General features: G+C 63.9%; 21 protein-coding genes. 11 read left to right on the top strand and 10 right to left on the bottom strand.

The features are described 5' to 3' along the window. Positions 1 to 31 precede the first annotated feature (31 nt). Positions 32 to 2104, top strand: coding sequence for a 3-hydroxyacyl-CoA dehydrogenase NAD-binding domain-containing protein (locus ACFOJ9_RS32065; RefSeq protein ID WP_378985128.1), 2073 nt, complete (start codon positions 32 to 34; stop codon positions 2102 to 2104). A 35-nt stretch (positions 2105 to 2139) separates the two neighbouring features. On the opposite strand, the gene ACFOJ9_RS32060 is transcribed toward ACFOJ9_RS32065, so the two are convergent. Next, positions 2140 to 2952 carry a helix-turn-helix transcriptional regulator gene (locus ACFOJ9_RS32060; RefSeq protein WP_378985126.1) on the bottom strand — a complete coding sequence of 271 codons (813 nt, stop codon included), beginning with the start codon at positions 2950 to 2952 and terminating at the stop codon, positions 2140 to 2142. Positions 2953 to 3063: 111 nt separating this feature from the next. On the opposite strand from ACFOJ9_RS32060, the gene ACFOJ9_RS32055 reads away from it, so the two are divergent. The 6 genes from ACFOJ9_RS32055 to ACFOJ9_RS32030 all read left to right on the top strand — a co-directional run bounded on the left by ACFOJ9_RS32055 (position 3064) and on the right by ACFOJ9_RS32030 (position 8943). Beyond that, positions 3064 to 4200 (top strand): ABC transporter ATP-binding protein, encoded by a 1137-nt coding sequence (locus tag ACFOJ9_RS32055; RefSeq protein WP_378985124.1) that lies wholly within the window; start codon positions 3064 to 3066, stop codon positions 4198 to 4200. Continuing rightward, positions 4181 to 5344: an ABC transporter substrate-binding protein gene (locus ACFOJ9_RS32050; protein WP_378985122.1), complete on the top strand. Its 1164-nt coding sequence runs from the start codon at positions 4181 to 4183 to the stop codon at positions 5342 to 5344. Before ACFOJ9_RS32055 ends, ACFOJ9_RS32050 begins: the two co-directional genes overlap by 20 nt. 76 nt (positions 5345 to 5420) lie before the next feature. Further along, on the top strand, positions 5421 to 6284 hold the full coding sequence (locus tag ACFOJ9_RS32045) for an ABC transporter permease (RefSeq protein ID WP_378985120.1): 864 nt from the start codon (positions 5421 to 5423) through the stop codon (positions 6282 to 6284). Further along, complete coding sequence (locus ACFOJ9_RS32040; RefSeq protein WP_378985118.1) at positions 6284 to 7096, top strand: ABC transporter permease; 813 nt, start codon at positions 6284 to 6286, stop codon at positions 7094 to 7096. The genes ACFOJ9_RS32045 and ACFOJ9_RS32040 overlap by 1 nt, the downstream gene beginning before the upstream one ends. 10 nt (positions 7097 to 7106) lie before the next feature. Continuing rightward, entirely contained in the window at positions 7107 to 7868 is a 762-nt protein-coding gene (locus ACFOJ9_RS32035) for an SDR family NAD(P)-dependent oxidoreductase (RefSeq protein WP_378985116.1), read from the top strand. 301 nt (positions 7869 to 8169) lie between these two features. Beyond that, a complete protein-coding gene (locus ACFOJ9_RS32030) occupies positions 8170 to 8943 on the top strand; it encodes a hypothetical protein (RefSeq protein ID WP_378985114.1) in 774 nt (257 codons plus the stop codon). Positions 8944 to 9055: 112 nt separating this feature from the next. On the opposite strand, the gene ACFOJ9_RS32025 is transcribed toward ACFOJ9_RS32030, so the two are convergent. The 9 genes from ACFOJ9_RS32025 to ACFOJ9_RS31985 all read right to left on the bottom strand — a co-directional run bounded on the left by ACFOJ9_RS32025 (position 9056) and on the right by ACFOJ9_RS31985 (position 17184). Then, positions 9056 to 10564 (bottom strand): aldehyde dehydrogenase family protein, encoded by a 1509-nt coding sequence (locus ACFOJ9_RS32025; RefSeq protein WP_378985112.1) that lies wholly within the window; start codon positions 10562 to 10564, stop codon positions 9056 to 9058. Positions 10565 to 10584: 20 nt separating this feature from the next. After that, positions 10585 to 10929 carry a cupin domain-containing protein gene (locus tag ACFOJ9_RS32020; protein ID WP_013528939.1) on the bottom strand — a complete coding sequence of 115 codons (345 nt, stop codon included), beginning with the start codon at positions 10927 to 10929 and terminating at the stop codon, positions 10585 to 10587. A 23-nt stretch (positions 10930 to 10952) separates the two neighbouring features. Then, the gene (locus ACFOJ9_RS32015; protein ID WP_378985109.1) at positions 10953 to 11294 is read right to left on the bottom strand and encodes a cupin domain-containing protein; all 342 of its coding nucleotides are present in this window, start codon (positions 11292 to 11294) and stop codon (positions 10953 to 10955) included. An 18-nt stretch (positions 11295 to 11312) separates the two neighbouring features. Further along, positions 11313 to 11663, bottom strand: a complete 351-nt coding sequence (locus ACFOJ9_RS32010) for a cupin domain-containing protein (RefSeq protein WP_378985107.1) — start codon at positions 11661 to 11663, stop codon at positions 11313 to 11315. Between the two features lie 232 nt (positions 11664 to 11895). Further along, on the bottom strand, positions 11896 to 13170 hold the full coding sequence (locus ACFOJ9_RS32005; RefSeq protein WP_378985105.1) for a glycosyltransferase: 1275 nt from the start codon (positions 13168 to 13170) through the stop codon (positions 11896 to 11898). A gap of 12 nt (positions 13171 to 13182) precedes the next feature. Further along, positions 13183 to 14256 carry an ABC transporter ATP-binding protein gene (locus tag ACFOJ9_RS32000; RefSeq protein ID WP_378985103.1) on the bottom strand — a complete coding sequence of 358 codons (1074 nt, stop codon included), beginning with the start codon at positions 14254 to 14256 and terminating at the stop codon, positions 13183 to 13185. Beyond that, entirely contained in the window at positions 14253 to 15047 is a 795-nt protein-coding gene (locus tag ACFOJ9_RS31995) for an ABC transporter permease (RefSeq protein ID WP_378985101.1), read from the bottom strand. The genes ACFOJ9_RS32000 and ACFOJ9_RS31995 overlap by 4 nt, the downstream gene beginning before the upstream one ends. Beyond that, positions 15040 to 15882 (bottom strand): ABC transporter permease, encoded by an 843-nt coding sequence (locus ACFOJ9_RS31990; protein WP_378988183.1) that lies wholly within the window; start codon positions 15880 to 15882, stop codon positions 15040 to 15042. The genes ACFOJ9_RS31995 and ACFOJ9_RS31990 overlap by 8 nt, the downstream gene beginning before the upstream one ends. Before the next feature lie 237 nt (positions 15883 to 16119). After that, positions 16120 to 17184 (bottom strand): polyamine ABC transporter substrate-binding protein, encoded by a 1065-nt coding sequence (locus tag ACFOJ9_RS31985; RefSeq protein ID WP_378985099.1) that lies wholly within the window; start codon positions 17182 to 17184, stop codon positions 16120 to 16122. A gap of 236 nt (positions 17185 to 17420) precedes the next feature. Between ACFOJ9_RS31985 and ACFOJ9_RS31980 the strand changes: the two genes are divergently transcribed. From ACFOJ9_RS31980 to ACFOJ9_RS31965, 4 genes are read left to right on the top strand one after another with little or no spacing between them, the layout of a single operon-like run. Continuing rightward, positions 17421 to 18359, top strand: a complete 939-nt coding sequence (locus ACFOJ9_RS31980) for a GntR family transcriptional regulator (protein WP_378985097.1) — start codon at positions 17421 to 17423, stop codon at positions 18357 to 18359. Between the two features lie 10 nt (positions 18360 to 18369). Then, the gene (locus tag ACFOJ9_RS31975; protein WP_378985095.1) at positions 18370 to 19653 is read left to right on the top strand and encodes a glycosyltransferase; all 1284 of its coding nucleotides are present in this window, start codon (positions 18370 to 18372) and stop codon (positions 19651 to 19653) included. 5 nt (positions 19654 to 19658) lie between these two features. After that, the gene (locus tag ACFOJ9_RS31970) at positions 19659 to 21041 is read left to right on the top strand and encodes a glutamine synthetase family protein (protein WP_378985093.1); all 1383 of its coding nucleotides are present in this window, start codon (positions 19659 to 19661) and stop codon (positions 21039 to 21041) included. Between the two features lie 2 nt (positions 21042 to 21043). Further along, positions 21044 to 22345, top strand: coding sequence for an NAD(P)/FAD-dependent oxidoreductase (locus tag ACFOJ9_RS31965; protein WP_378985091.1), 1302 nt, complete (start codon positions 21044 to 21046; stop codon positions 22343 to 22345). Positions 22346 to 22404: the final 59 nt, after the last annotated feature.

Genomic DNA, 22404 nt, shown 5'->3' with positions numbered 1-22404 from the left:
GCGGTCGTGGCCGGTCACCGGGAGAGTTTGTTTGTCCAATTTCGTGAATGTGACTCATGACGGCGACGTTGCCATCGTCACCATCGACAATCCGCCGGTCAACGCGCTGAGTTTTCATGTCCGCGAGCCGCTGATGCAGGCGTTGGTCTCCTTGCGCGATGATGCTTCGGTCGCCGCCATTGTCGTCGCCTGCGCCGGCAGGACTTTTGTCGCCGGGGCCGACATCACCGAGTTCGGCAAGCCGATGCAACAGCCGGAATTGCGCGCCATCGTGGCGACGCTGGAAGCGATCGCCAAGCCGACGGTCGCCGCCATTCACGGCACCGCACTCGGTGGCGGCCTGGAACTGGCGCTCGGCTGTCATTTCCGCGTCGCTGATGCCGGCGCCAGGCTCGGCCTTCCCGAGGTTAAGCTTGGCCTGTTGCCGGGCGGCGGCGGCACGGTGCGGCTGCCACGCCTGGTCGGCGCGGTGAAGGCGCTCCGGATGATCGTTTCCGGTGTGCCGATCGGTGCTGACGAGGCGCATGCCGCCGGTCTGGTCGATGCCGTGTTCAAAGGCGACCTGACCGCGCATGCCGTGAATTTCGCTCGGGAGATCGCCCGCAAGGGTGGCCCCTACACGCCGGTGCGCGATCGCGATGACCGGCTTGTTGAAACCGACCTGGCGGCCTTCGACGCCGAGGCGGCGGAGCTTGCCAGGAAGGCGCGCGGCCTCGAAGCGCCGATCGCTTGTGCGCAGTCGGTGCGTAACGCCATCACGCTGCACTTCGACGAAGCGCTGGCGGCGGAGCGGGCGCTGTTCGTCAAACTTGTCGCCAGCGACCAGTCGCGCGCGCAGCGCCATCTGTTCTTCGCCGAACGTGAGTCGGCTAAGATTCCCGGCAAGGACGTCGTCAAGCGCAGGATCGCCCGCGTCGGCGTCATCGGCGCCGGCACGATGGGTGGCGGCATCGCCATGGCCTTCGCCAATGGCGGTTTTTCGGTCACCTTGCTGGAAACCAGCGACGAAGCGTTGCAACGTGGACTCGGCATCATCGACAAGAACTATGCCGTCTCGGTCTCGCGCGGCTCCTTGACCGAAGAAGCCAAGCGGCAGCGGCTCGCCCAGTTCAAGGGCTCCACCGACTTTGCCGATCTCGCCGATTGCGACCTGATCGTCGAAGCGGCGTTCGAGGACATGGCGGTCAAGAAAGAAATATTCGGCAAGCTCGACGCGGTGGCCAAGCCCGGCGCCATCCTCGCCACCAACACCTCCTACCTCGACATCGACGAAATCGCCGCCTCGACCTCGCGGCCGCAAGATGTGCTTGGCCTGCATTTCTTCTCGCCGGCCAATGTGATGAAGCTGCTGGAGATCGTGCGGGCCGACAAGACCGCACCCGATGCGCTGGCGACCGTCGTAGACCTGGCGCGACGGATAGGCAAAGTGGCTGTCGTCGTCGGCGTCTGCCACGGCTTCGTCGGCAACCGCATGCTGGCGGCGCGGGGTGCTGAATCCGAGGCGCTTCTGCTGGAAGGTGCGACGCCGCGCCAGATCGACCGGGCATTCACCGATTTCGGCTGGCCGATGGGGCCGTTCCAGATGGGCGATCTCGCCGGCCTCGACATCGGCTGGCGCAACCGCAAGGCACGCGGCCAGACGGCCGTCATCGCCGATACGCTGTGCGAACAGGGGTGTTTCGGCCAGAAGACCGGCCGTGGCTTCTATCGCTACGAGAACGGCTCGCGCACACCGGTTCCAGATCCGCAAGTCGAGGCGCTCATCCACGAGAAGGCAACCGAGAAGGGTATCGTGCCGAGGGCGATCAGCGCCGAGGAAATCATCGAGCGCACGCTCTATCCCCTGATCAACGAGGGCGCGAAGATCCTGGAAGAAGGCATAGCGGCCCGAGCGTCCGACATCGATGTCGTCTGGGTCAACGGCTACGGCTTCCCCGTGGGCAAGGGCGGCCCGATGTTCTGGGCCGGACTTCATGGCGCGGCCAGGATCATCGAGCGGCTCGAACACTGGCATCAGCGGACGGGCAAGCAAGTCTTCCAGGTGGCACCGTTGCTCAGGCGGATGGCCGAGACCGGTTCCTGGGAAGCCGGCGCGACAGCCTGATCAGGCGTCACGAGCAAGCGGTGGTGTGCCTGGAACTACCCCTGGCGGATCCGCGCATCGATGATCTCGACGAAGCGGGCGAACAGACCCGCCTGCGACTTGATCTTGAGCTTGCGGTAGATGTTGCGGCGATGGACCTTCACGGTTCCCGGCACGATGCGCATGGCCCTGGCGATCGATTCCGTGGAATGCCCCTGCAGCACCAGGTCGACGACATGCTTTTCGCGCGGCGTCAGCGACAGGCTTTTCCAGATATGAGCGCGGTCGAACTCGTTGACTGAAGCGATCGTCTCGTCCTGCTTCACTTCCGCCGGCTCGTCGGCCGACAGGGCGGGCCAACGCAATCTGGCGAAGCTGATCACCGCCGGCGCCATGTCGCGCAACAGCCTCGCATCGGCGGTGCCGAACGGGCCCGAAGCGCGCAGCCGCATCAGCGAGAGCACCAGCGCATCCTTGCCCGGCAGCGGCACGAAGAAGCCGACCTCCTCGGCCAGTCTGGTCTGGCTGTAGTAGGAGCGAAAATATTCGCTGGCGTAAAAGCGGTCCGGCGCGAGTTCGCGCATGCGCCAAAACCCTTCCTTGCGCTCGACAGCAGCGTGATGGAACGGGTCGAGCAGATACGGCCCTTCCTGGTACAGCGCGACGAAGACGTGGCTCTCGGCGGGCGAAAACGTCTCGAACAGCAGTGGCGGCCGTGAGGCGCCGTGATAGCCGAAGATCACGCAGTGGTCGAAGCCGACATGCTGCCGCAGCCAATCGACCATCGCCTGGCCGAAGAGGTCGCCGCTGGTCTCCCGCGTCGCCGCGGCGAGCGTGGCGAGCTGGCTGTATTCGTCGCTGCGGGACAATCCATACCCCCTTAAACGAGAAAATACATCAGATATACCACCCGCGAGGTATATACTAGCCGCCTTTGGCTCTGGTAGCGTTCTGAAATCGTCCTGGGGAGTCCGCAGCCTTTGACCGCAGTGCCAGACATCGAATTTCGCGGCGTCACCAAGCGCTATGGCGCGGTGACCGCGGTCAGCGGCATCGATCTCGCCGTCCCGCCCTCGGCTTTTGTCGCCCTGCTTGGACCCTCCGGCTGCGGCAAGACGACCTGCCTGCGCATGATTGGCGGCTTCGAGCAGCCGAGCGAAGGCCAGGTGTTCATTCGCGGCCAGGACATGGCCGGCACGCCGCCCTACCGCCGACCGGTCAACATGGTGTTCCAGCAATACGCGCTGTTTCCGCATCTCGATGTCGAGGACAACGTCGCCTACGGGCTGCGCCAGGCGCGGCCACGGCTGTCGTCGCGCGAGATCGGCCAAAGGGCGGGCGAGGCGCTCGAAATGGTGCGGCTCGCCGGTTATGGCGGCCGCAAGATCCACGAACTGTCCGGCGGCCAGCAGCAGCGTGTCGCGCTGGCCCGCGCGCTGGTCAACAAGCCGGCCGTGCTTTTGCTCGACGAGCCGCTGGCGGCGCTCGACAAGAAGCTGCGCACCGACATGCAGATCGAGCTGCAGAACCTGCAGCGCGAGATCGGCATCACCTTCGTGCTGGTCACCCACGACCAGGAGGAAGCGCTGTCGATGAGCGATTTCGTCTGCGTCATGAATGGCGGCCGTATCGTCCAGCTCGGGCAGCCGAGCGAAATCTATGACGAGCCGGCCGATCTGTTCGTCGCCGACTTCGTCGGCAAGACCAATCTCTTGAGCGGCACCGTCGCCGGGCATTCGGGCGAGCTGGTCGAGGTGGCCCTTGCCGACGGCTCCGTGATTGCGGCGCGCAAGCGGACGGCCTTGCTGCAAGGCGAGGCCGTTTCGGTCAGCCTGCGTCCTGAATCGCTCAGTCTCGGCGCTGCCGAAAGCGGCCCGTTCAAGGGCATCGTCCGCAACCGCATCTTCCTCGGCTCGACAGCGGAATACGCGATCGAGGTCCAGGGCATCGGAACACTGCTCGCCAAGGCCGATCACGTCATCGGCCACGGCAATCTCTTCAAGCCGGGTGAACCCGTCGCCATCGGCTTTGCCTCCGGAACGCCGTTGGCGTTTGCGGAGACCAAGAACAACGGGACCAACCAGAGGGTAACCAGAAATGTCGAAATCATATCGTGATGGACTGCCGATAAGCCCCGAGAATTTTGTCGATCAGCTGATGCGTTTGAAACGCGGCTCGATCGGCCGCCGCGATTTCCTTGGCCTCACCGGCCTCGGCATTGCGACAGCGGTGATGGCGCGCGAGATCGGCATCATGCCGACGCCGGCCTATGCCGCAGAAAGCCTTGGCGACCGCATGTCGATCGCCACCTGGCCGAATTATCATGACCCGGCGACGTTCGAGAATTTCAAGAAGGACACCGGCGTTGCCGTCGAGGTCAATGTGTTCGGCTCCAACGAGGAGATGCTGGCCAAGCTGCAGGCCGGCGCCTCGGGCTGGAGCCTTTTCGTGCCGACCAACTACACGATTTCCACCTACAAGAAGCTCGGCATCATCGAGCCGCTGGAGATGGCGAAGCTGCCGAATTTCGACGGCTCGCAGGAAGACCCGCGCTTCACCTCGGAAGGCACGATCGACGCGGTGACCTACGCCGTGCCGAAGAACTGGGGCACCACCGGATTTGCCGTCAACACCAAGAAGCTGACCAAGCCGATGACCAGCTGGAAGGAGTTCTGGGACACGGCCATGGCGGAGGGCGACAGCCGCACCATGGTGCATGACTACCAGCTGACCACGATCGGCAATGCGCTTAAATATTACGGCTATTCGTTCAACTCGCTCAAGCAGGACGAACTCGCCAAGGCGGAGGAACTGCTGCTCAAGGTCAAGCCGCATCTGTTCGCCGTCTCGTCCGACTACCAGCCGGGAATGCGCGCGGGTGACGCGTGGATGACCATGTGCTGGACGAACGATGGCGCGCAGCTGCATCGCGACATTCCCGAGATCGCTTATGTGCTGGGCAAGGAAGGCGGCGAGATCTGGACCGACTTCTACGCCATTCCCAAGGACGCGCCGAACAAGCCGGCCGGCTACGCCCTGCTCAACTATCTGATGAATCCGCAGGTGGCGGTGAAGGAGCATTTGGCCAATGGCGCGCCCTCGACCGATGCGCGGGTCAACAAGCTGCTGCCGAAGGAGGTGCTGGACAATCCGATCCTCTATCCGGCGGCCGACCTGTTGACGCCGCTGGAATTCGGCGCGGCGGCAACGCTGACCGATCCGGGCCGCGCCGAATTGATGGCGCGCTTCAAGTCGGCCTGAGCCAGGCGGGTCTCAAATTCGACTCAGATAATTTGACCGGCGGGTTCATACCCGCCGGCACCGGGGCAATCCTTCCATGCACGGCAGCCGTCTTCGCAAGAATCTTCTGACCGCCATGCTGCTCGGTCCGGCGACCGCGTGGCTGGTGGTTTTCCTGGTGCTGCCGTTCATCGCCATCGCCGTGTTCAGCGTCGGCGAACGGGCACCGGAGGGCGGCTACCAGGCCGCTTTTACGCTGGCGCAATACGCCAATCTTCCGGCGCGCGCGACGGCCTTCTGGAACACGATGATGCTGGCGCCGGTGGGGGCGCTCGCCTGTCTGCTCGTCGCCTATCCCGTCGCCTATTACCTCGCCTTGCGCGCGCCGCAGCGCTGGCGGCTGATCCTTCTCGCGCTGGTCGTCATTCCGTTCTGGACCAGCCTTCTGATGCGGACCTATGCCTGGATGTACATTCTGGGCGGGCGCGGCATTCCGGCGCTGCTCGCCTTTGTCGGCATCGAGGATGTCAGGCTGATCAACACGCCGGGCGCTGTCCTGCTCGGCATCGTCTATGGCTATCTGCCGCTGATGATTCTGCCGATCTATGTCAGCCTCGAGCGGCTCGACCGCAGGCTCCTGGAAGCGTCCGCCGATCTGGGTGCGACCCCGCTCTCGACCTTTCTCGGCGTGACGCTGAAACTGTCGCTGCCGGGCGTGATGACCGGTTTCTCGCTGGTGATGATCCTGCTGCTCGGCGAATATCTGATCCCGACGCTGCTTGGCGGCGGCAAGGTGTTCTTCATCGGCAACGCGCTGGTCGACCTGTTCCTGCAGTCGCGCAACTGGCCGTTCGGATCGGCCATCGCGATCACGCTGGTGCTGGTCTCGGTGGTGGTGCTGATTGCCGCCAACCGCATCTCGACCCGGGTTTCCGGCGCGCGCCGGGTGGATCTGATCTGATGCGCGCCTTCGTCATTGCCGTCTTCGCCTTCCTCTATCTGCCGATCGCGCTCGTCGTGCTGTTCTCCTTCAATGCGGGTCACCATGCCAGCGAGTTCACCGGTTTTTCGGTGCAATGGTACGGCAAGGCGTTGGCGAACCCGTTCCTGGTCGAAGCGCTGAAGAACAGCCTGTTCATCGCCACCACCAGTGCCTTGCTGGCGGCGCTATGCGGCACTGCGGCGGCACTCGGCCTGGCGCGTGTCAATGTGCGAACCCGCGCGGTTTTCGATGCACTTCTGGGTGCCGCGATCGTGGTTCCGGGCGTCGTCATCGGTATCTCGACGCTGGTCGCGCTCGTCCAGCTGTTCACGGTCGTCAATCCGTTCCTCGCCTCGATCTGGCCGGACGACCAACCGCCGCGCCTGGCGCTCGGCTACGGTTCGATCATCGCGGCGCACGGGCTGTTCGCGATGGCGCTGGTGACGATGATCGTCGGCACGCGTCTCGGCAGCCTCGACCGCAATCTGGTCGAGGCCTCGAGCGATCTCTACGCCACGCCGTTGACGACGTTCCGCTCGATCGTGCTGCCGCAGATCATGCCGGCCGTCGTTGCCGGCTTCCTGCTCGCCTTCACCTTTTCCTTCGACGATTTCATCATCGCCTTCTTCGTCGCCGGCGCGCAGACGACGCTGCCGATCTATGTCTTTGCGTCGATCCGGCGCGGCGTGACGCCGGAAATCAACGCCATCGCGACCATCGTGCTCGTCGCCTCCGTCCTGCTTGTGGTGCTTGCCCAATGGCAGCTGCGCCAGCGCAAACCGTCAAACTGAAAGTTGCATCATGATCCTCAAAGACCGCATCGCCGTGGTGACAGGCGCGGGCTCCGGCATCGGGCGCGCCGGCGCGATGATCATGGCCAGGGAAGGCGCGATGGTCGTCATCGCCGACAGGGATCATGCGGCTGGCGAAACGACAGCCACGGATATAAGGGCGGTGGGCGGGCGGGCCGAGGCGATCGCGACCGATGTCGCGGATGATGGGGCGGTCGAACAGCTCATCGCCGGCACGCTCGACAGGCACGGGCGCATCGACATCCTGCACAATCACGCCGGCATCCAGGTCGGTGGCACGCTGACCGAAGTGGACGTCGGCGGCATGGATGCCTCGTGGCGGGTCAATGTGCGGGCGCAGTTCCTGGCGGCCAGGCTGGTCATGCCGTCGATGATCGCGCGGGGCGGCGGCGTCATCCTCAACACGGCTTCCAATTCGGGCGTGTTCTACGACCGCGAGATGATCGCCTACGCCACATCGAAACATGCGGTGGTGGCAATGACCAGGCAGATGTCGCTCGACTATGCCAGGCACAATGTCCGCGTCAACGCGCTCTGCCCAGGCTGGGTCGACACGCCGTTCAACGAGCCGTTCATCGCCCAGATGGGCGGACGCGCGGCGATCGAAAACTATGTCCGCACCAAGATCCCGATGGGGCGCTGGGCCAGCGCCGATGAGATCGCCGAAGCGATCCTGTTCCTCGTCTCCGACCGCTCATCCTTCATGACCGGCCAGGCGCTGGTGATCGATGGGGGCGAAAGTATCGGTTGAGACTTGTGCTTTCGTTATCAACTCCCCTGTTTCAAAGCCTTTCCGATATACCACGCCACGACTTTCACCCGTGCCGCTGCCCGGCGGCAGGACTATAGTCTGGCCGACGTGGGACTTCAGTGCCATGGCGATCTGAGAAGCTTGATTTGTATTCTATATCAAATGGTTATGGTGCCGGCTGGTCGCCAGCTCGCGTATTGAGACCGCATTTGTCTAAAGTTTACTCTGTACAATTAGCAATTCCTCATACGACGTCGCCTAGCGGTTGGGCGATGGGTGGCGATTCCCCGAGGAGGTTATCATGACAAACCGAAAAACTCTGTTCGCGGCGCTTGCCGCATTGGCGCTTCTGGCGTCTCCGGCGCTCGCCGGAGCCGGCGGCAATGGGCACGGCAATGGCGGTGGCGGTGGCAATGCCGGAGGCAACGGTAACGGCGGTGGCAATGCCGGCGGTAACGGCGGCAATAGCAATGGCAAGAGCGGCGCTTCGCACGGCAAGTCTTCGTCGGCTCGAGGGCAGGTGGCAAAGGCCAAAGCGGACGACACGGTCGACACGACCACAAAGGTCTCGTCCGTGCCCAAGGAGAAGAACATCCACGCCAAGCTCGGCCGGCTGAACTCGCTGCAGCGCAACATCAACGCCTACATGAACTCGAAGAGCAAGAAGTTCGCTGCCATTCAGGCATTCGTGACGCAGTCCGCCAAAGCCAAGGTCGCCCAAGCCGCCGCTGAGGCAGCCGAGGATAAGCTGGATGCGCTGAATTCGCAGTTGACCGCGCTGACGTCGCTGACGCCCGATCAGATTGCGGCCATGACGCCCGAAGATCAGGCGGCCTTGCCTGGGAAGATAGCGGATCTGGAGGCCGATGTCGCTGCCCAGGAGGCCGAGGTCGCCGCTGCCAATGAGGCGGCAGCCGCAGCGGAAGTCGGCACCGATGATGCATCGCTCGACGCGGCGCTGACGGACATGGCCAACAAACCCGTCGACGCCGAGGTCACGGCCTGGGCCCAGGGCGTCCTTGCCGGCAAGATCGACCAGACGGCGGCCGCGATTGAAGCGGAAACGACGCCGTAAGCCAATCGAAACGGCAGTACTCAGTCAAAGTGCCGTCGGGCCTCGCCCGGCGGCACTGCCTTTTCTGACCATGATCGGGCTGGCTATCCAGAGATAGCGAGGTTCGGAACACTCATACATGCTTACGGCCACCGGTTTCGCGGAACCAGCTGTCGGGGTAGGGATACCACCATTCCTGGATTGTCGGACGGTGGTCGATGATGACCATCTTCGAGCGGCGGAAGGCATCGAGCCCCTGGCGGCCGAGTTCGCGGCCGAGGCCGGAGGCCTTCCAGCCACCGAAGGGCAAGGCGTCGTTGTCGATCAGCGGATTGTTGACCCAGACCATGCCGGCCTCCAGCCGTTCGGCCGCCTCATGCGCTTCAGCCAGATCGGTGGTGAAGACAGAGGCGCCGAGCCCGAACGGGCTGTCATTGGCAAGCCGGATCGCCTCGTCGAAATCCCTGACCCGGCAGATGGCGGCGACGGGTCCAAAGCACTCCTCGCGCACGATAGCCATGTCCGGGGTGACGCCCGTCAGGATCGTCGGCTCGTAGAACCAGCCGACATTGTGCGCAGGCGGGATGCGTCCGCCAGTCACTGCCTTGGCGCCGTGGGCGATGGCATCATCAACAAGACGCATGACCTTGGCGCGCGCGGCTTCGCTGACCAGCGGCCCGATCTCGGTCTTGTCCATGCCGTTGCCGATGCGCAGCGCCCGTGTCCTTTCGGCGAACAGCTCGACGAAGCGGTCATGCACGGCCTCGACGACGAAGAAGCGCTCGGCCGAGGTGCAGACCTGGCCAGTAAGGTGGAAGGCCGCGGTGACACTGCCGGCGGCCGCAACATCGAGCGGCGCGTATTGGCTGACGATCAGCGGATCGCTGCCGCCGGCCTCGATGACGCACGGTTTCATGCGTTCGGCGCAGGCCACCGCCACCGCCTTGCCCGCGGCGACCGAGCCGGTGAAGGCGACGGCGTGGGTGCGGTCGGAGGCGATCAGTGCCTGTGCCGTCGCCGCGCCACCGGGCAGGCAGGAGACCAGGCCTTCCGGCAGCGAGCGGAACACGGTCATGTAGTCCGATGTCGACAGCGTCGTCGCCTCGGCCGGCTTGATGATGCAGGCATTGCCAGCGGCAAGTGATGCGGCGACCGTCCAGCACATCAGCAGGATCGGGAAGTTGTAGGGCATGATGTGGACGGAGACGCCATAAGGCTCGTAGCGCGCATATTGGAATGAACCGGCCTGTGTCGTGCCGGCGATCTTGCCGGCATCGTCGCGCGCCATCTCGGCATAGTAGCGGAAGATCGGCGCGCAGTTGGCGATCTCGCCGATCGCTTCGGGGTAGGGCTTGCCCATCTCGCGCACCATCAGCTCGGCACAACGGGTGAAGTCGGCCGCTTCGATGGCGTTGGCGACGGCATGCAGGTGCTTGGCGCGGCTCTTGGCGTCGAGCTTTTTCCAGGCGGCCTGCGCCTTGGTCGCGGCGGTGAGCACGGCATCGATCTCGCCATCGCTGGCTGCAGCGATGGCGCCGACGGTTTCCAGCGTCGCCGGATCGATCACCGGTTTGTTCGTGCCGGCCATCGGCCGGTAGTCCGGATTGACGAAGAAAGCCGGCCGGTCAGGGGAGAAATCCATGGACATCCTCTCGGATCCGCTCAGCGGATCATGTAGACCTTCTTGATGGTCTCATGGACGGTGCAGACGCCTTTCCAGTCCTGCGGAAAGAAGGCTGCCGTGTCCGGTTCGATCTCGATCACTTCGCCGGATTCATGCACGTAGGTGCAGCGTCCTTCGAGGAAGTGGCAGAACTCGTCGCGGGTGACGTGGCAGTGCCATTTGCCTGGGGTGCAGACCCAAAGGCCGCATTCGGAGCGGCCTTCCGGCCCCTTGTACAGCAGCTTGCCCGATGTGTGGGACTGGCCCTCGATCATGGTCGGGATGACACCCCAGTCGACGAGGTCGGTAATAGTGAGCGGGGATTTCATGATGGGTGTGGTCATATCGATTTCCTTGAAATGGGGGCTCACCGGCACATGAAGGCCTTGGTCAGCGTTTGCGTGATGATGGAGATGCCGGTCCAGCCGGCGGGAAAGAACACCAGCGTGCCGGCCTCGACCGGGATCTCTTCGCCGTCGTCATGGATATAGCTGCCACGGCCTGAGAGGAAATGGCAGAACTCGTCGGCGGCAAAGGTGACCTTGCGCGTGCCCGGCGTACACGACCACAGGCCACATTCGCTCGATCCGTTCGGGTTCTGGGACAGGATCCTGCCCGAGGCGCGCGGCGAACCGGCGAGCATGTTGGCGCCCGCGCCCCAATCCTCCAGTTCCACGCTCGAGGCCTTCGGCCAGTGCGGTGTCGGCATGTCATCAAACTCCGTGGATCAGGCCAGCATATAGACGTTGCGCATGGTCTCATGCACGATGCATTCGCCTGTCCAGCCGGCGGGGAACATGACAACGGTCCCTGCGGAGACTTCTATCACCTCGCCGACATCCGACCGGTACGTCGCGCGGCCGGCGACGAAATGGCACAATTCGTCGCGCGGAATGCTGAGGCGCCAGCGGCCTGATGTGCACACCCAAATGCCGGATTCCGGCTGGTTGTTCGGCCCCTTGTGCACGAGTTTGCCGGTGGAATGCGAAGCGCCTGCCAATGCGTCGGGTTGGGCACCCCAGTCGACGAGGTCGGTGCGTGTCGAGGCCTGGTAGAGGTGTGGAGCGGAGGAGGTCACAACAGTGCTCCTGCGCGATGGTTACTATTGATATGCTGCGCCAGGGCACCCCCCTCTGGCCTGCCGGCCATCTCCCCCGCAAGGGGGGAGATCAGATGTCGTCTCGACTTTCGCCAATCACCAAGATTGCAGAGTGAGAACCGGCGACGAAGCTGCCAATCTCCCCCCTTGCGGGGGAGATGTCCAGCAGGACAGAGGGGGGTGCCTAGGCTCGCCATTTCAAGCGTCGCACTCACAGCAACCCCTCCAACAACCCAGCCGCTTTCTCCGGCCCGTTCTGCCCCCGCATCTGTGCCGAGGTTTCCGCCAGCTTGGCCTTCATCTTCGGATCAGTCAGGCAGGTTTCGATCTTGGCGATCAGCTCGGCATCGGTCCAGTCGTAGCGCGGCATGCCGAAGCCGTGGCCGGTTTCCTCGACGCGGGTGGCGTTGTCGTGGCCGTCCCAGACATAGGGCATGATAATGGCCGGCTTACCGAAATAGAGGCACTCGGTGAACGAGTTGTTGCCGCCATGGTGGATGACAGCATCGACCTGCGGGATGACCGAAGGCTGCGGAAACCAGCTCTCGACGATGACATTGCCAGGCACGTCCGTGTACTGGTCCTTGTAGCCGCCGACATTGACCAGCGCGCGGTAGCGGGTCTTGCCCAGCGTCGCGATGATGCGCTTCAACAGGTCGACATCGCCGGCGCCGAGGCTGCCGAAGGAGACATAGAGCAGCGGCCCGTCATTGTTCCTGGCAAAGGTCGGCACGGTGTAGGGCTTTTCCTGCCGCACGCAGCCTTCAAGATACTGGAATTTCGCCGGATCGAGCGGATGGCGGCGCTTGAACTTTGCCGCTTCGGGGTAGAGCAGCAGGTTGAGATAGGGCGAGGCTTCGAAGAACTGGCCGATCGGATAGGGCGCCTCATCGTTTGCGGTGAGGAAGGCGTTGAAGTCGTCATGGATCGGCTTGATCACCGCGTTGAAGTGGTCGCGATAGCGCTGGTGGCCCGCATGGTCGTTTTCGCCGCAGCCGGAGAGGTGCGGCGGGATGTCCTCATCCTCGATCTCGTTTTCCGAGCAGGAGATGACGCGCACCCATGGCTTGCCGTACTGCTTGATCGCCGGGAACAGGATAACGTTGTCGACGCAGATGACATCCGGCTTGATGCTGGCCAGAACGCGCGGCAGATCCTTCTGCGCCCATTTGGCGCTGTCGACGATCGCCGTCCAGCAATCCTTCACATAATTGTCGACCTGGTCGTAGGGCGATTTGCGGAAGTTCGGGATGTGGCCGTTAATGAAGTCTTCCCAGAACTTGGCCATCTGCTCGGGCGGCATCGGTTCGGACAGGTTCACCGGACGCGCTTCGAAGCCGTAGCCCTTGTAGACATCGACGAAGCCGGGGTCGGACAGGAACACCGCCTTGTGGCCGCGCGCCTCGACCGCCTGGGCGATGCCGACGGAGTTGAGCGCCGGGCCGTAGGCCGCTTCGGGAAAAAACGCGATCGTCTTCTGCGCCATCAAGCTTCTCCTCTATTCTGCGAAAATTCTGACATCGGCGGCATCCCAGCCGAGTTCGACCTGGTCGCCCGACGCGACCGGCCGGCGGTCGGCGGCATCAGCGGTGACGCGCACCAGGAACGGCTTTGGCGACAGGGGCGTGCGGACATGCAGCTGCAGGTCGAGGCCTTGATAGGCCAGCGCTTCGACCGTGCCGGTGGTGCGGTTGGCGGTCTGAGCCTCTGGAAACAGCCGGATGCGCTCTGGCCGCACCGACGCGACAGCGGATGCGCCGGGCGAGAGCGTTGCTGGAACCTTGCCTAGTATTCGAACGCCATTCGCGGCCACAACGCCATCGGCGGCGGCCTTGCCCGGCACGAAATTCATCACGCCGATGAAGTCGGCGACGAAACGGTCGGCCGGATGCTCATAGATCACGTGCGGCGTGTCGCATTGCAGCAGCCTGCCATCCCTGAGTACCGCCATGCGGTCGGCCATGACGAGCGATTCCTCCTGGTCATGGGTGACGATGACGAAGGTGATGCCGACCTCGTGCTGCAGGCGCTTCAGTTCCAGTTGCATGGCGCCGCGCAGCTTCTTGTCGAGGGCGCCGAGCGGCTCGTCGAGCAGCAGCAGCCGTGGCCGCTTGACCAGCGCGCGGGCGAGCGCCACGCGCTGCTTTTGGCCGCCGGACAATTGCTCCGGTTTGCGGTCGGCGAAGGGGACGAGTTCGGTGGTTGCCAGGATGGCGTCGACGCGGGAGCGGATTTCGGCTGCCGGCAAACGCTCCATCTCGAGGCCATAGGAGACATTGGCCCGGACGCTCATATGCGGAAACAGCGCGTAGGACTGGAACATCAAATTGACCGGCCGCTTGTTGGGCGGGATCCTGGCGATGTCGCGCCCGTCGAGCAGGATGCGCCCGTCATTCGGCGTCTCGAAGCCGGCCAGTATGCGCAGCAGCGTGGTCTTGCCGCAGCCGGACGGCCCGAGCAGCGCGAAGAACTCGTTCTCTCTGATATCGAGCGAGATGCCGTCGACAGCCGTCACCCGGCCGAAATTCTTCGACACCTTGTCGATGGCCAGCAGCGTACGATGTTCGCTCATTGGCCGATGATCCCACGGTTGAGCCGCTGCGACAGGGTCAGCGCGGTGATCGAGACCGCCATGACGATGGTCGCCAACGCATTGATCTCCGGCGTGATGCCGAAGCGGATCATGGCATAGATCTGCATCGGCAGCGTGGTAGAGGCGCGACCGGCGCCGGCGGTGAAGAAGGCAATGATGAACTCGTCGACGGAGAGCGTGAAGGCGAGCAGCGCACCGGCGATGACCGCTGGCGCGATGACCGGCAATGTCACCCGCCTGAAGGTGGTGAGCGCGGAGGCGCCAAGATCGGCCGACGCCTCGACGATCGACCAGTCGAAACTCTTCAGCCGGGCGCGCACCACCGAGCAGACGAAGGCGAGGTTGAAGACGACATGGGCGAGGATGATGGTGTGCAGGCCCATGGTCAGGTTGAGCATGGAGAAGAACGAGAGCAGCGCGATCGCCAGCACGATGTCGGGAATGATCATTGGCGCGAAGATCAGCGCTTCGAGGCCCTTGCCGTATTGCCGGCGCATCTCGACGCCGATCGCTAGCAGCGTGCCGAGCAGCGTGGCGATTGCGGTCGAGACCAGCGCTATGATCAGCGTGTTGAGCGCGGCGGAGAGAATGGCGCTGTTCGAGGCCAGCGAGGCGTACCATTTCAGTGAGAATCCCGACCACGCCGTGGGCAGCCCGCCTTCGTTGAAGGAGAGCGCCACCAGCACGGCGATCGGGATGTAGAGGAAGGCGAAGACCAGGCTGAGCACCAGCCAGAGCGTGCGCCGCGTGGCGGGAGAGCGCTTAGCCATCGGTTTCTCCGCCGGCTTGCGCGGTGTGACCCGAGGCGCGATTGGCGGCGAGCGCCTGCGCCATCAGCACTAGAAGCATGATGGCGATCAGCGCCATGGCAAGGGCTGCTCCGAACGGCCAATCATTGGCGGTCAGGAACTGGTCGTAGACGAGGTTGCCGATCATCTGGAAGCGGCCGCCACCCAGCAGGGCCGGCGTGACGAAATTGCCGATCGACAGCACGAAGACAAACACCGCGCCGGCGGCAATGCCGGGCACGGTCAGCGGCAGGATGACACGACGGAACGTGGTGGCTGCCGAAGCGCCGAGATCGCGCGATGCCTCGGCGAGTTCCGGATTGAGACGCGACAGCGGCGCGTAGCAGGCGAGGATGACGAAGGGGAGGTAGTTGTAGACGAGACCGGCGATAACCGCGCCTTCCGTATAGAGCATCGATGGCGGCTCGCCGGTGTAGCCGAACCAGCGCAGCAGCTGGGTGATCAGGCCTTCGCGGTTGAGCAGCACGATCCAGGCATAGGTGCGGATCAGGTAGTTGGACCAGAACGGCAGCACGGCGAAGAACAGGAACACCGGCTGCCACCGGCGCGGGGCGGCTGCGATGGCGTAGGCGGCGGCATAGCCGATCACCACAGCGATCAAGGTCGCGGTGCCGGCGATGCGTGCCGAATTGAGGAAAATGCCGGCATAGAGCGGGTCGAAGACCAGGCCGAAATTCTCCAACGTGAAGGTGTATTCAATGCCGCCATAGATGCCGCGCCGGAAGAAGGCGAGCGCCAACACCAGCGCGCACGGCACCACCATCAAGGCCGCGAGCCAGGCCAGGGCCGGGGCCATCAGCAAGGAGGAACGGGAGGGTTGGTGCTTCACGAAGTACCCCCCTCTGCCCTGCCGGGCATCTCCCCCTCAAGGGGGGAGATCGCCAGTTTCAACCCTTCGCTTATCTTGAAAAATCGAAGATTGGCGAAAGCGATGCCATAGCCAATCTCCCCCCTTGAGGGGGAGATGGCCGGCAGGCCAGAGGGGGGCGACACGGAACGCAAGCTTAATTCCAAGATGCTGTTGGAACAGTCCCTACTGCGCCGCCTTGATCTCGCTGACGATCTTCGAATAGTCGCGCTGGGCGTCGCCGACGTCGCGCAGCTGTTCGAACTTGACGAGGTCGGCCACCGGCATCGCCATGTTGGGGAATTTTGCCAGGAAGTCGGCCGGCAGGCTTTCCATGGCCGGCTTGTTCGGCACCTTGTAGTCGATGTTCTGCGCCGCCCAGGCGTGGTTCTTGGCATCGAGCATGAAGTTGATGAACTGGAAGGCAGCGTCCTTGTTGGCGGAGGCCTTCATCACCACCATCGTGTCGACCCACAGGTCGGAGCCTTCCTTGGGAATGACGTATTTGATCTCTGGCTTTTCGGCGATGCCGTAATTGCACCAACCGTCCCATGCCTGCACCATCAGCGCCTCGCCCGACACCAGCTTGGAATAGAAGGTGGTGTCGTCATAGGCGAGCAGGGTTTTCTTGGCCGAGATCAGCAGGTCCTTGACCTCGGCCATCTTGGCCGGGTCAGTTTCGTTGACCGAATAACCTTTGTCGAGCTGCCCGGCGGCCAGCAGCCAGCGGTCGGTCGCCAGCATGGTGGTCTTGCCCTTCAATTCGTCGGAAGGGGCGAGCAGGTCGCTCCAGCTGGTTGGCGCTGTCTTGACCAAGTCCGAGCGGTAGCAGAGGCCGGTGGTGCCCCAGGTGTAGGGGACCGAGAATGCATTGCCGGCATCGTGCGGCAGCTTGGTTGCCTCGGGATAGAGATTGGCGAGATTCGGTATCTTGGCGTGGTCGATCGGCTCGGTCAGGCCGAGCTTGTTCAGCACCTCGGCGAACGGCGAGGAGACGAAGACCACGTCATAGCCCTTGCCGCCGGCGGCGATGAGCTTGCCCATGATTTCTTCATTGGTGGCGTGCACCACCACTTCGCCCGAAACGCCGGTCGCGGTCTTGAAGGCGGCCATGGCATCGGGCGCCATGTAGCCGTCCCAATTGGAGATGACGAGGTCGGCAGCCGTCGCCGGCGCCGACAGCGCCAAGGCCAGGCCGAGTGCGATCGAGGATTTTTTCAGCGCGCGGCGCCGCAGGCTGGTAGCGGTCATGACAGACTCCCATTCCGGTTGATCGTCGAATTTCATTCGTCGGACCAACGCTTGCGACCCGTGCCGCTGCTTCGATCCCGTTCCCTCGGTCTTTTTCTCGCCGATTGCACCAACAGTACTATTGCAGAAAAAAGTACGTCAATCCATAATTTGTCAAACGACCGAGGAATCTGGCCGATTGCGTCCGCGCTGGCGATCGGTCAATCCTGCGGTCACGTCCGTTCACGAGACCAGTCATGCAAGCCGCAGCCCGACGACCTCGCACCAACCATCTCGATCTGGCTCAGCGCATCCTGGATGTGGCGCGGCAGCGCGGCTTCGAGCCCGGCGCACGGCTGCCGGAACAGCAGATCGCCTCGCTATGCAATGTTTCGCGAACCCCGGTGCGGGCGGCGCTCGGCCTGCTCGCGGAGCGGGGCGTCGTGCGCTGGGAGGCGGCCTCGGGCTATCACCTGGCGATCGACCTCACCGCGCAGGCTTCCGTTGCCGCCGAACTGCCCGCCGCCGAGGAGGACGAACTGGCCGAGGCGATTCTGCGCGACCGGTCGGCACGGCGGCTGGACCAGACGGTGACCGCCGCAGGGTTGATGCGGCGGTACAGTGCTGAGCGAAAGACGGTACTAAAAGCGTTGAACAAACTGACCGAAGAGAATCTGCTGGACCGTGCGCCTGGTCAGTCCTGGCTGTTTCGGCGCGCGCCCGACGATCCGGAGGCACAAGGCGACAGCTATGAGTTCCGCCTGCTGCTGGAGCCCGCCGCCATCCTGACGCCTGGGTTCCGGCTGGACGGCGCACGCGCCGCGGCGTTGCGCCAGGGCATGGAAGCGCTGTTGGCGCTGCCCGACGCCGCCTTCGACACGCGCGAGTTCCAGCGGCTGGACATCGATTTTCACGGCATGCTCGCCGAGGGCTGCGCCAACCGCTTCATTACCGACGCGCTGTCCGATCACCTCAGGCTGCGCCGGCTGCCGGGCATCTATGCCGGTGTCAACGTCTTCCGGTTGCGGCAATCGCTGCGCGAACACCTTGTTATACTCGACCATCTTGAAAGCCGGCAGTATGAGGTGGCTGCCGATCTGCTTCGCATTCATCTGCGGCTCTCCCGCAACCAGCGACCACAAGCGGCCAGCCGCGGGGCTCCCGCGCTGTTCGGCATGATCAGCCGGCCGGAATGACGAGGATTAATTGACGCGTAAAGCCAGCCCGACCGTCGCGCTGTTCCCCGAAGCCAGTTTCGGCGCGGCGTTGAATTGCGTCGGCATCGCGCAGGCGCTGCGCGCGAGAGGCGCCCGGCCCGTCTTCATCTGTCATGCCGGCTTCTCCGGCGTCTTTGCCGACTATGGTTTCCAGGAATACCAGCTGCCGACCGACGAGCCGCTGAGCGACAGCGAACGCCAGAGCTACTGGCAGGCCTTCGTGCGCAGGCACCTGCCGCATTTCAGGCTGAGCCCGATCGACCAGCTGGAAACCTATGTCGCGCCGACGTGGCAAGCGATTGTCGACACAGCCGTCAATGCGGAGGCGCCGCTGCGCCAATTGCTGGCGCGGCTGAAGCCGGATGCGGTGGTGCTCGACAACGTCATCATGTTCCCGGCGATCGCCGCCGCCGGCTGTCCCTGGGTGCGCGTCGTCTCCTGCGCCGAGACCGAGCTACCGGACGCTGAGGTGCCGCCCTATCTGTCGGGGCTTGGCGTGGATGACCCGCAACGCGCGGCGTTCGAGGCCCGCTATCTCAGCGCCTCAGCACCGGCGCATGACCGCTTCAACCGCTTTCGGGCGGATGCCGGCTTGGCGCCGCTGCCGAAGGGCCTGTTCCTGGAGACGTCGCCCGACCTCAATTTGCTGCTGACGCCGACGATCGTGCGCCGCGAGCGCGCCGAGCCGCTCGACCCCACGCGCTTCGTCTATCTCGAAGGCTGCGTGCGTTCGGAAGGTCCATTCGAGGTGCCGGTTTTTCCGCGCAATAGTGGGCCGCTGGTCTATGTCAGCTTCGGCAGCCTCGGCGCCATGGATGTCGGGCTGATCGAGCGGATGCTGGCGGTGTTCGACAGGCTTCCGGCGCGCTTCATCGTCAATGTCGGCGGCCTGCGCGACGCCTATCGCGCGGTGCCCGACAACGTCTATCTCGACGCCTGGTTTCCACAGCCCTCGGTGGTGGCGAAGTCGGACCTGTTCATCCATCACGGCGGCAACAACAGTTTTTGCGAAGCGCTGCGCTTCGGCGTGCCGTCGCTGATCATGCCCTATTGCTGGGACGGACACGACAATGCGCGCCGCGCCGGAGAAACCGGCGTCGGTGACCATATCGGCCGCGACGCCTGGACCGAAGGAGTATTGGAGAACGCCATTCTCGGCCTGCTGGCCGACGATGCCATGCGCGCCCGCCTCAGGGACAATGCAGCCCAGATGGCGCTGAAACCCGGAACGGATGTGGCCGCGCAAGCCATACTCTCTCTGATACGGACATGAACGAAATGCCTGACAAAATCACGACGAATACCTCGCTCTCCAGCAGCAACGATCCAAAGACCTGGCTGGCCCAGCACGGCATCAACGAGGTCGAGTGCCTGGTGCCCGACATGAACGGCGTGCTGCGCGGCAAGGCCTTGCCGACGGCCAAATTCCTCAATGCGCTGGAGGACCGCGCGCTCTATCTGCCGAGCAGCGCTTTCCTGGTCAGCATCGACGGCCGTTATTCCGGCTCGATCGACGAGGGTTTCGCTTATTCGGACCCGGACATGCGCATGGTGCCCGACGTTTCGACGCTCTGTCTGGCGCCTGGTGCCGGCGCTGACAAGGCCTATGTCTTTGCCGATGCGTTCCACATGGACGGCCGGCCATGGATGGCCTCGCCGCGTCATGTGCTGCGGGCCGTGCTCGATCTCTATGCCAAGCGCGGCTGGCGAGCGGTGGTGGCGCCGGAGGTGGAATTCTATCTGACCGCGCCCAATCCCGATCCCGACCGCCCGCTGACCGCGCCGGTCGGTGCCAATGGCCGAGCCGAGACCGTGCAGCATCCCTATGATATGGCCGCACTCGAGGAGTTCGAGCCGGTGATCCGCCGCATCTACGACTACGCGGCAGCGGCCGGATTGCCGCTCGACACGCTGATCCATGAATCGGGCACGGCGCAGCTTGAGATCAACTTCCTGCATGGCGACGCGCTGCCGCTGGCCGACAAGGTGCTGCTGTTCAAGCGGCTGACGCGTCAGGCTGCACAGCAGAGCGGCATGCATGCGACCTTCATGGCCAAGCCGATCGCTGCACAGGCGGGAAGCTCGATGCATCTGCACATGTCCATCATCGACGAGGCCGGCAAGACGCTGTTTGCCGGCAGCGACGATGCCGACACGGAGATGTTCGGCCATTTCATCGGCGGCCTGCAGAAATACGTCCCGGAAATCATGCCGCTGTTTGCGCCCAACGTGAACTCGTTCCGCCGCATAAGGCCGAACCACAGCGCGCCGGCTAACATCGAATGGTCGCATGACAACCGTTCCTGCGGGCTGCGCGTGCCGGCCGGCGGCCGCGCCGCGCGGCGGGTGGAGAACAGGCTGCCGGGTGCGGATTCCAATCCCTATCTGGCGATCGCCGGCTCGCTGCTTGCCGGCTATCTCGGCGTTGAACAGAAACTGGCGCGGTCGCCCGAAGCCTCGGGTAATGCTTACAAGGTCAAGAGCACGTTGCCGAAAACCATGGAGGAGGCGCTGGACCGTTTCGAGGCTTGCGACCCGGTGCGGCAACTGCTCGGCGAGGATTTCTTCCAGACCTATCTGCGCGTCAAGAGCGTCGAGCTCGACTTGTTCCAGGGCGTGGTGACGAGCTGGGAACGCGACCACCTGCTGCTCAAGGTGTAATGATGGGGTTCAATTCCGAGGGCTTTAATTCCGGTTTGGATATCGGCAAATCCTATTATGTCGCGACGGCAAATCCGTCGCCGGACCATCCTGCCCTGCAGGGCGATGTCGACGCCGACTTGGTGGTGGTCGGCGGCGGCTGCACCGGCCTGTCAGCTGCCCTTCACGCCGCCGAGCGCGGCCTGAAAGTGGTGCTGCTCGAAGGCGGCAAGATCGGCTGGGGCGCATCGGGCCGCAATGGCGGCCAGATGATCCCCGGCCTGCGCAAGGGCGCCAAGGGACTGGTCAAGCTCTATGGACCTGAGCGGGCAAAGGTGCTGTTCGATCTTGCCTTCGAGGCACGCGGGCTGGTGCTCGATATCATCGAGCGCCATGCCATCGATTGCGATCTCAGGCTGACCGGCCATTTGGTCGGCGCGGTCAACGGCTCCGATCTCAAAGATCTCGAGGAAGAGGCCGAGTGCCTGGCCACGGTGATGAAGTTCCCGCATGCCGAAATCCTGTCGGCGGCGGAAGCCCGCAGCAAGGTCGACACGCCCTATCACGGCGCGATGTATGAGCCGCTCGGCGGCCACATGCACCCGCTCAACTACACGCTCGGCCTCGCCCGCGCCGCGATCGCTGCCGGCGTCACCATCCACGAGAATTCGGTTGCCGTGCGGCTCGAGCGCGAGCCTTCGATCCGGGTCTCGACATCAAAGGGTTCGGTTCGGCCCAGGCATGTCGTGCTGGCGGGTGACGCGTTGCTCAATGGGCTGGAGCCGCGCGTCAACAGCCGCATCATGCCGGTCGGCAACTACATCATCGCCACCGAGCCGCTGGAGGGCAAACGCAACGTCATTCCGGCCAATGTCGCGGTCTCCGATACCCGCTTCGTCGTCAACTACTACCGGATGTCGGCGGATGGACGCCTGCTGTTCGGCGGCGGCGAACGCTACACGCCGTCACCGCCGGCCGACATTGCCGGCTTCGTGCGGCCGCACATGGAAAAGACCTTTCCGCAACTTCAGGGCTGCCGCATCGATCACGCTTGGGGTGGGCTGGTGTCGGTGACGACGTCGCGGCTGCCGCATGTCGGGCACTATGGCGAGGTCTATTTCGCGCATGGCTATTCCGGCAAGGGCGTCATCCTGTCGACGCTGTCCGGCAAGCTCCTGGCGGAGGCGATCACGGGTGACGCCTCGCGGCTCGACCTGTTCTCGACGCTGACGCCGATGCCGTTCCCCGGCGGCACGGCGCTGCGTGGGCCGCTCTATGTGCTGGGCATGCTGTGGTACGCGATGAGGGATCGGATCAAGCATTGAGGGCTTCGTCTTCGTCCGGGAGTGCGACGGTGCAGAATAGTACCGTCGCGATCCTTCAC

The organism is Mesorhizobium cantuariense, assembly GCF_042647205.1.
In the GTDB taxonomy this organism is placed as follows: Bacteria; Pseudomonadota; Alphaproteobacteria; order Rhizobiales; family Rhizobiaceae; genus Mesorhizobium; species Mesorhizobium cantuariense.
Note: the sequence above shows the minus strand (reverse complement) of the source record. Positions and strands in the feature narration are given on the sequence as shown.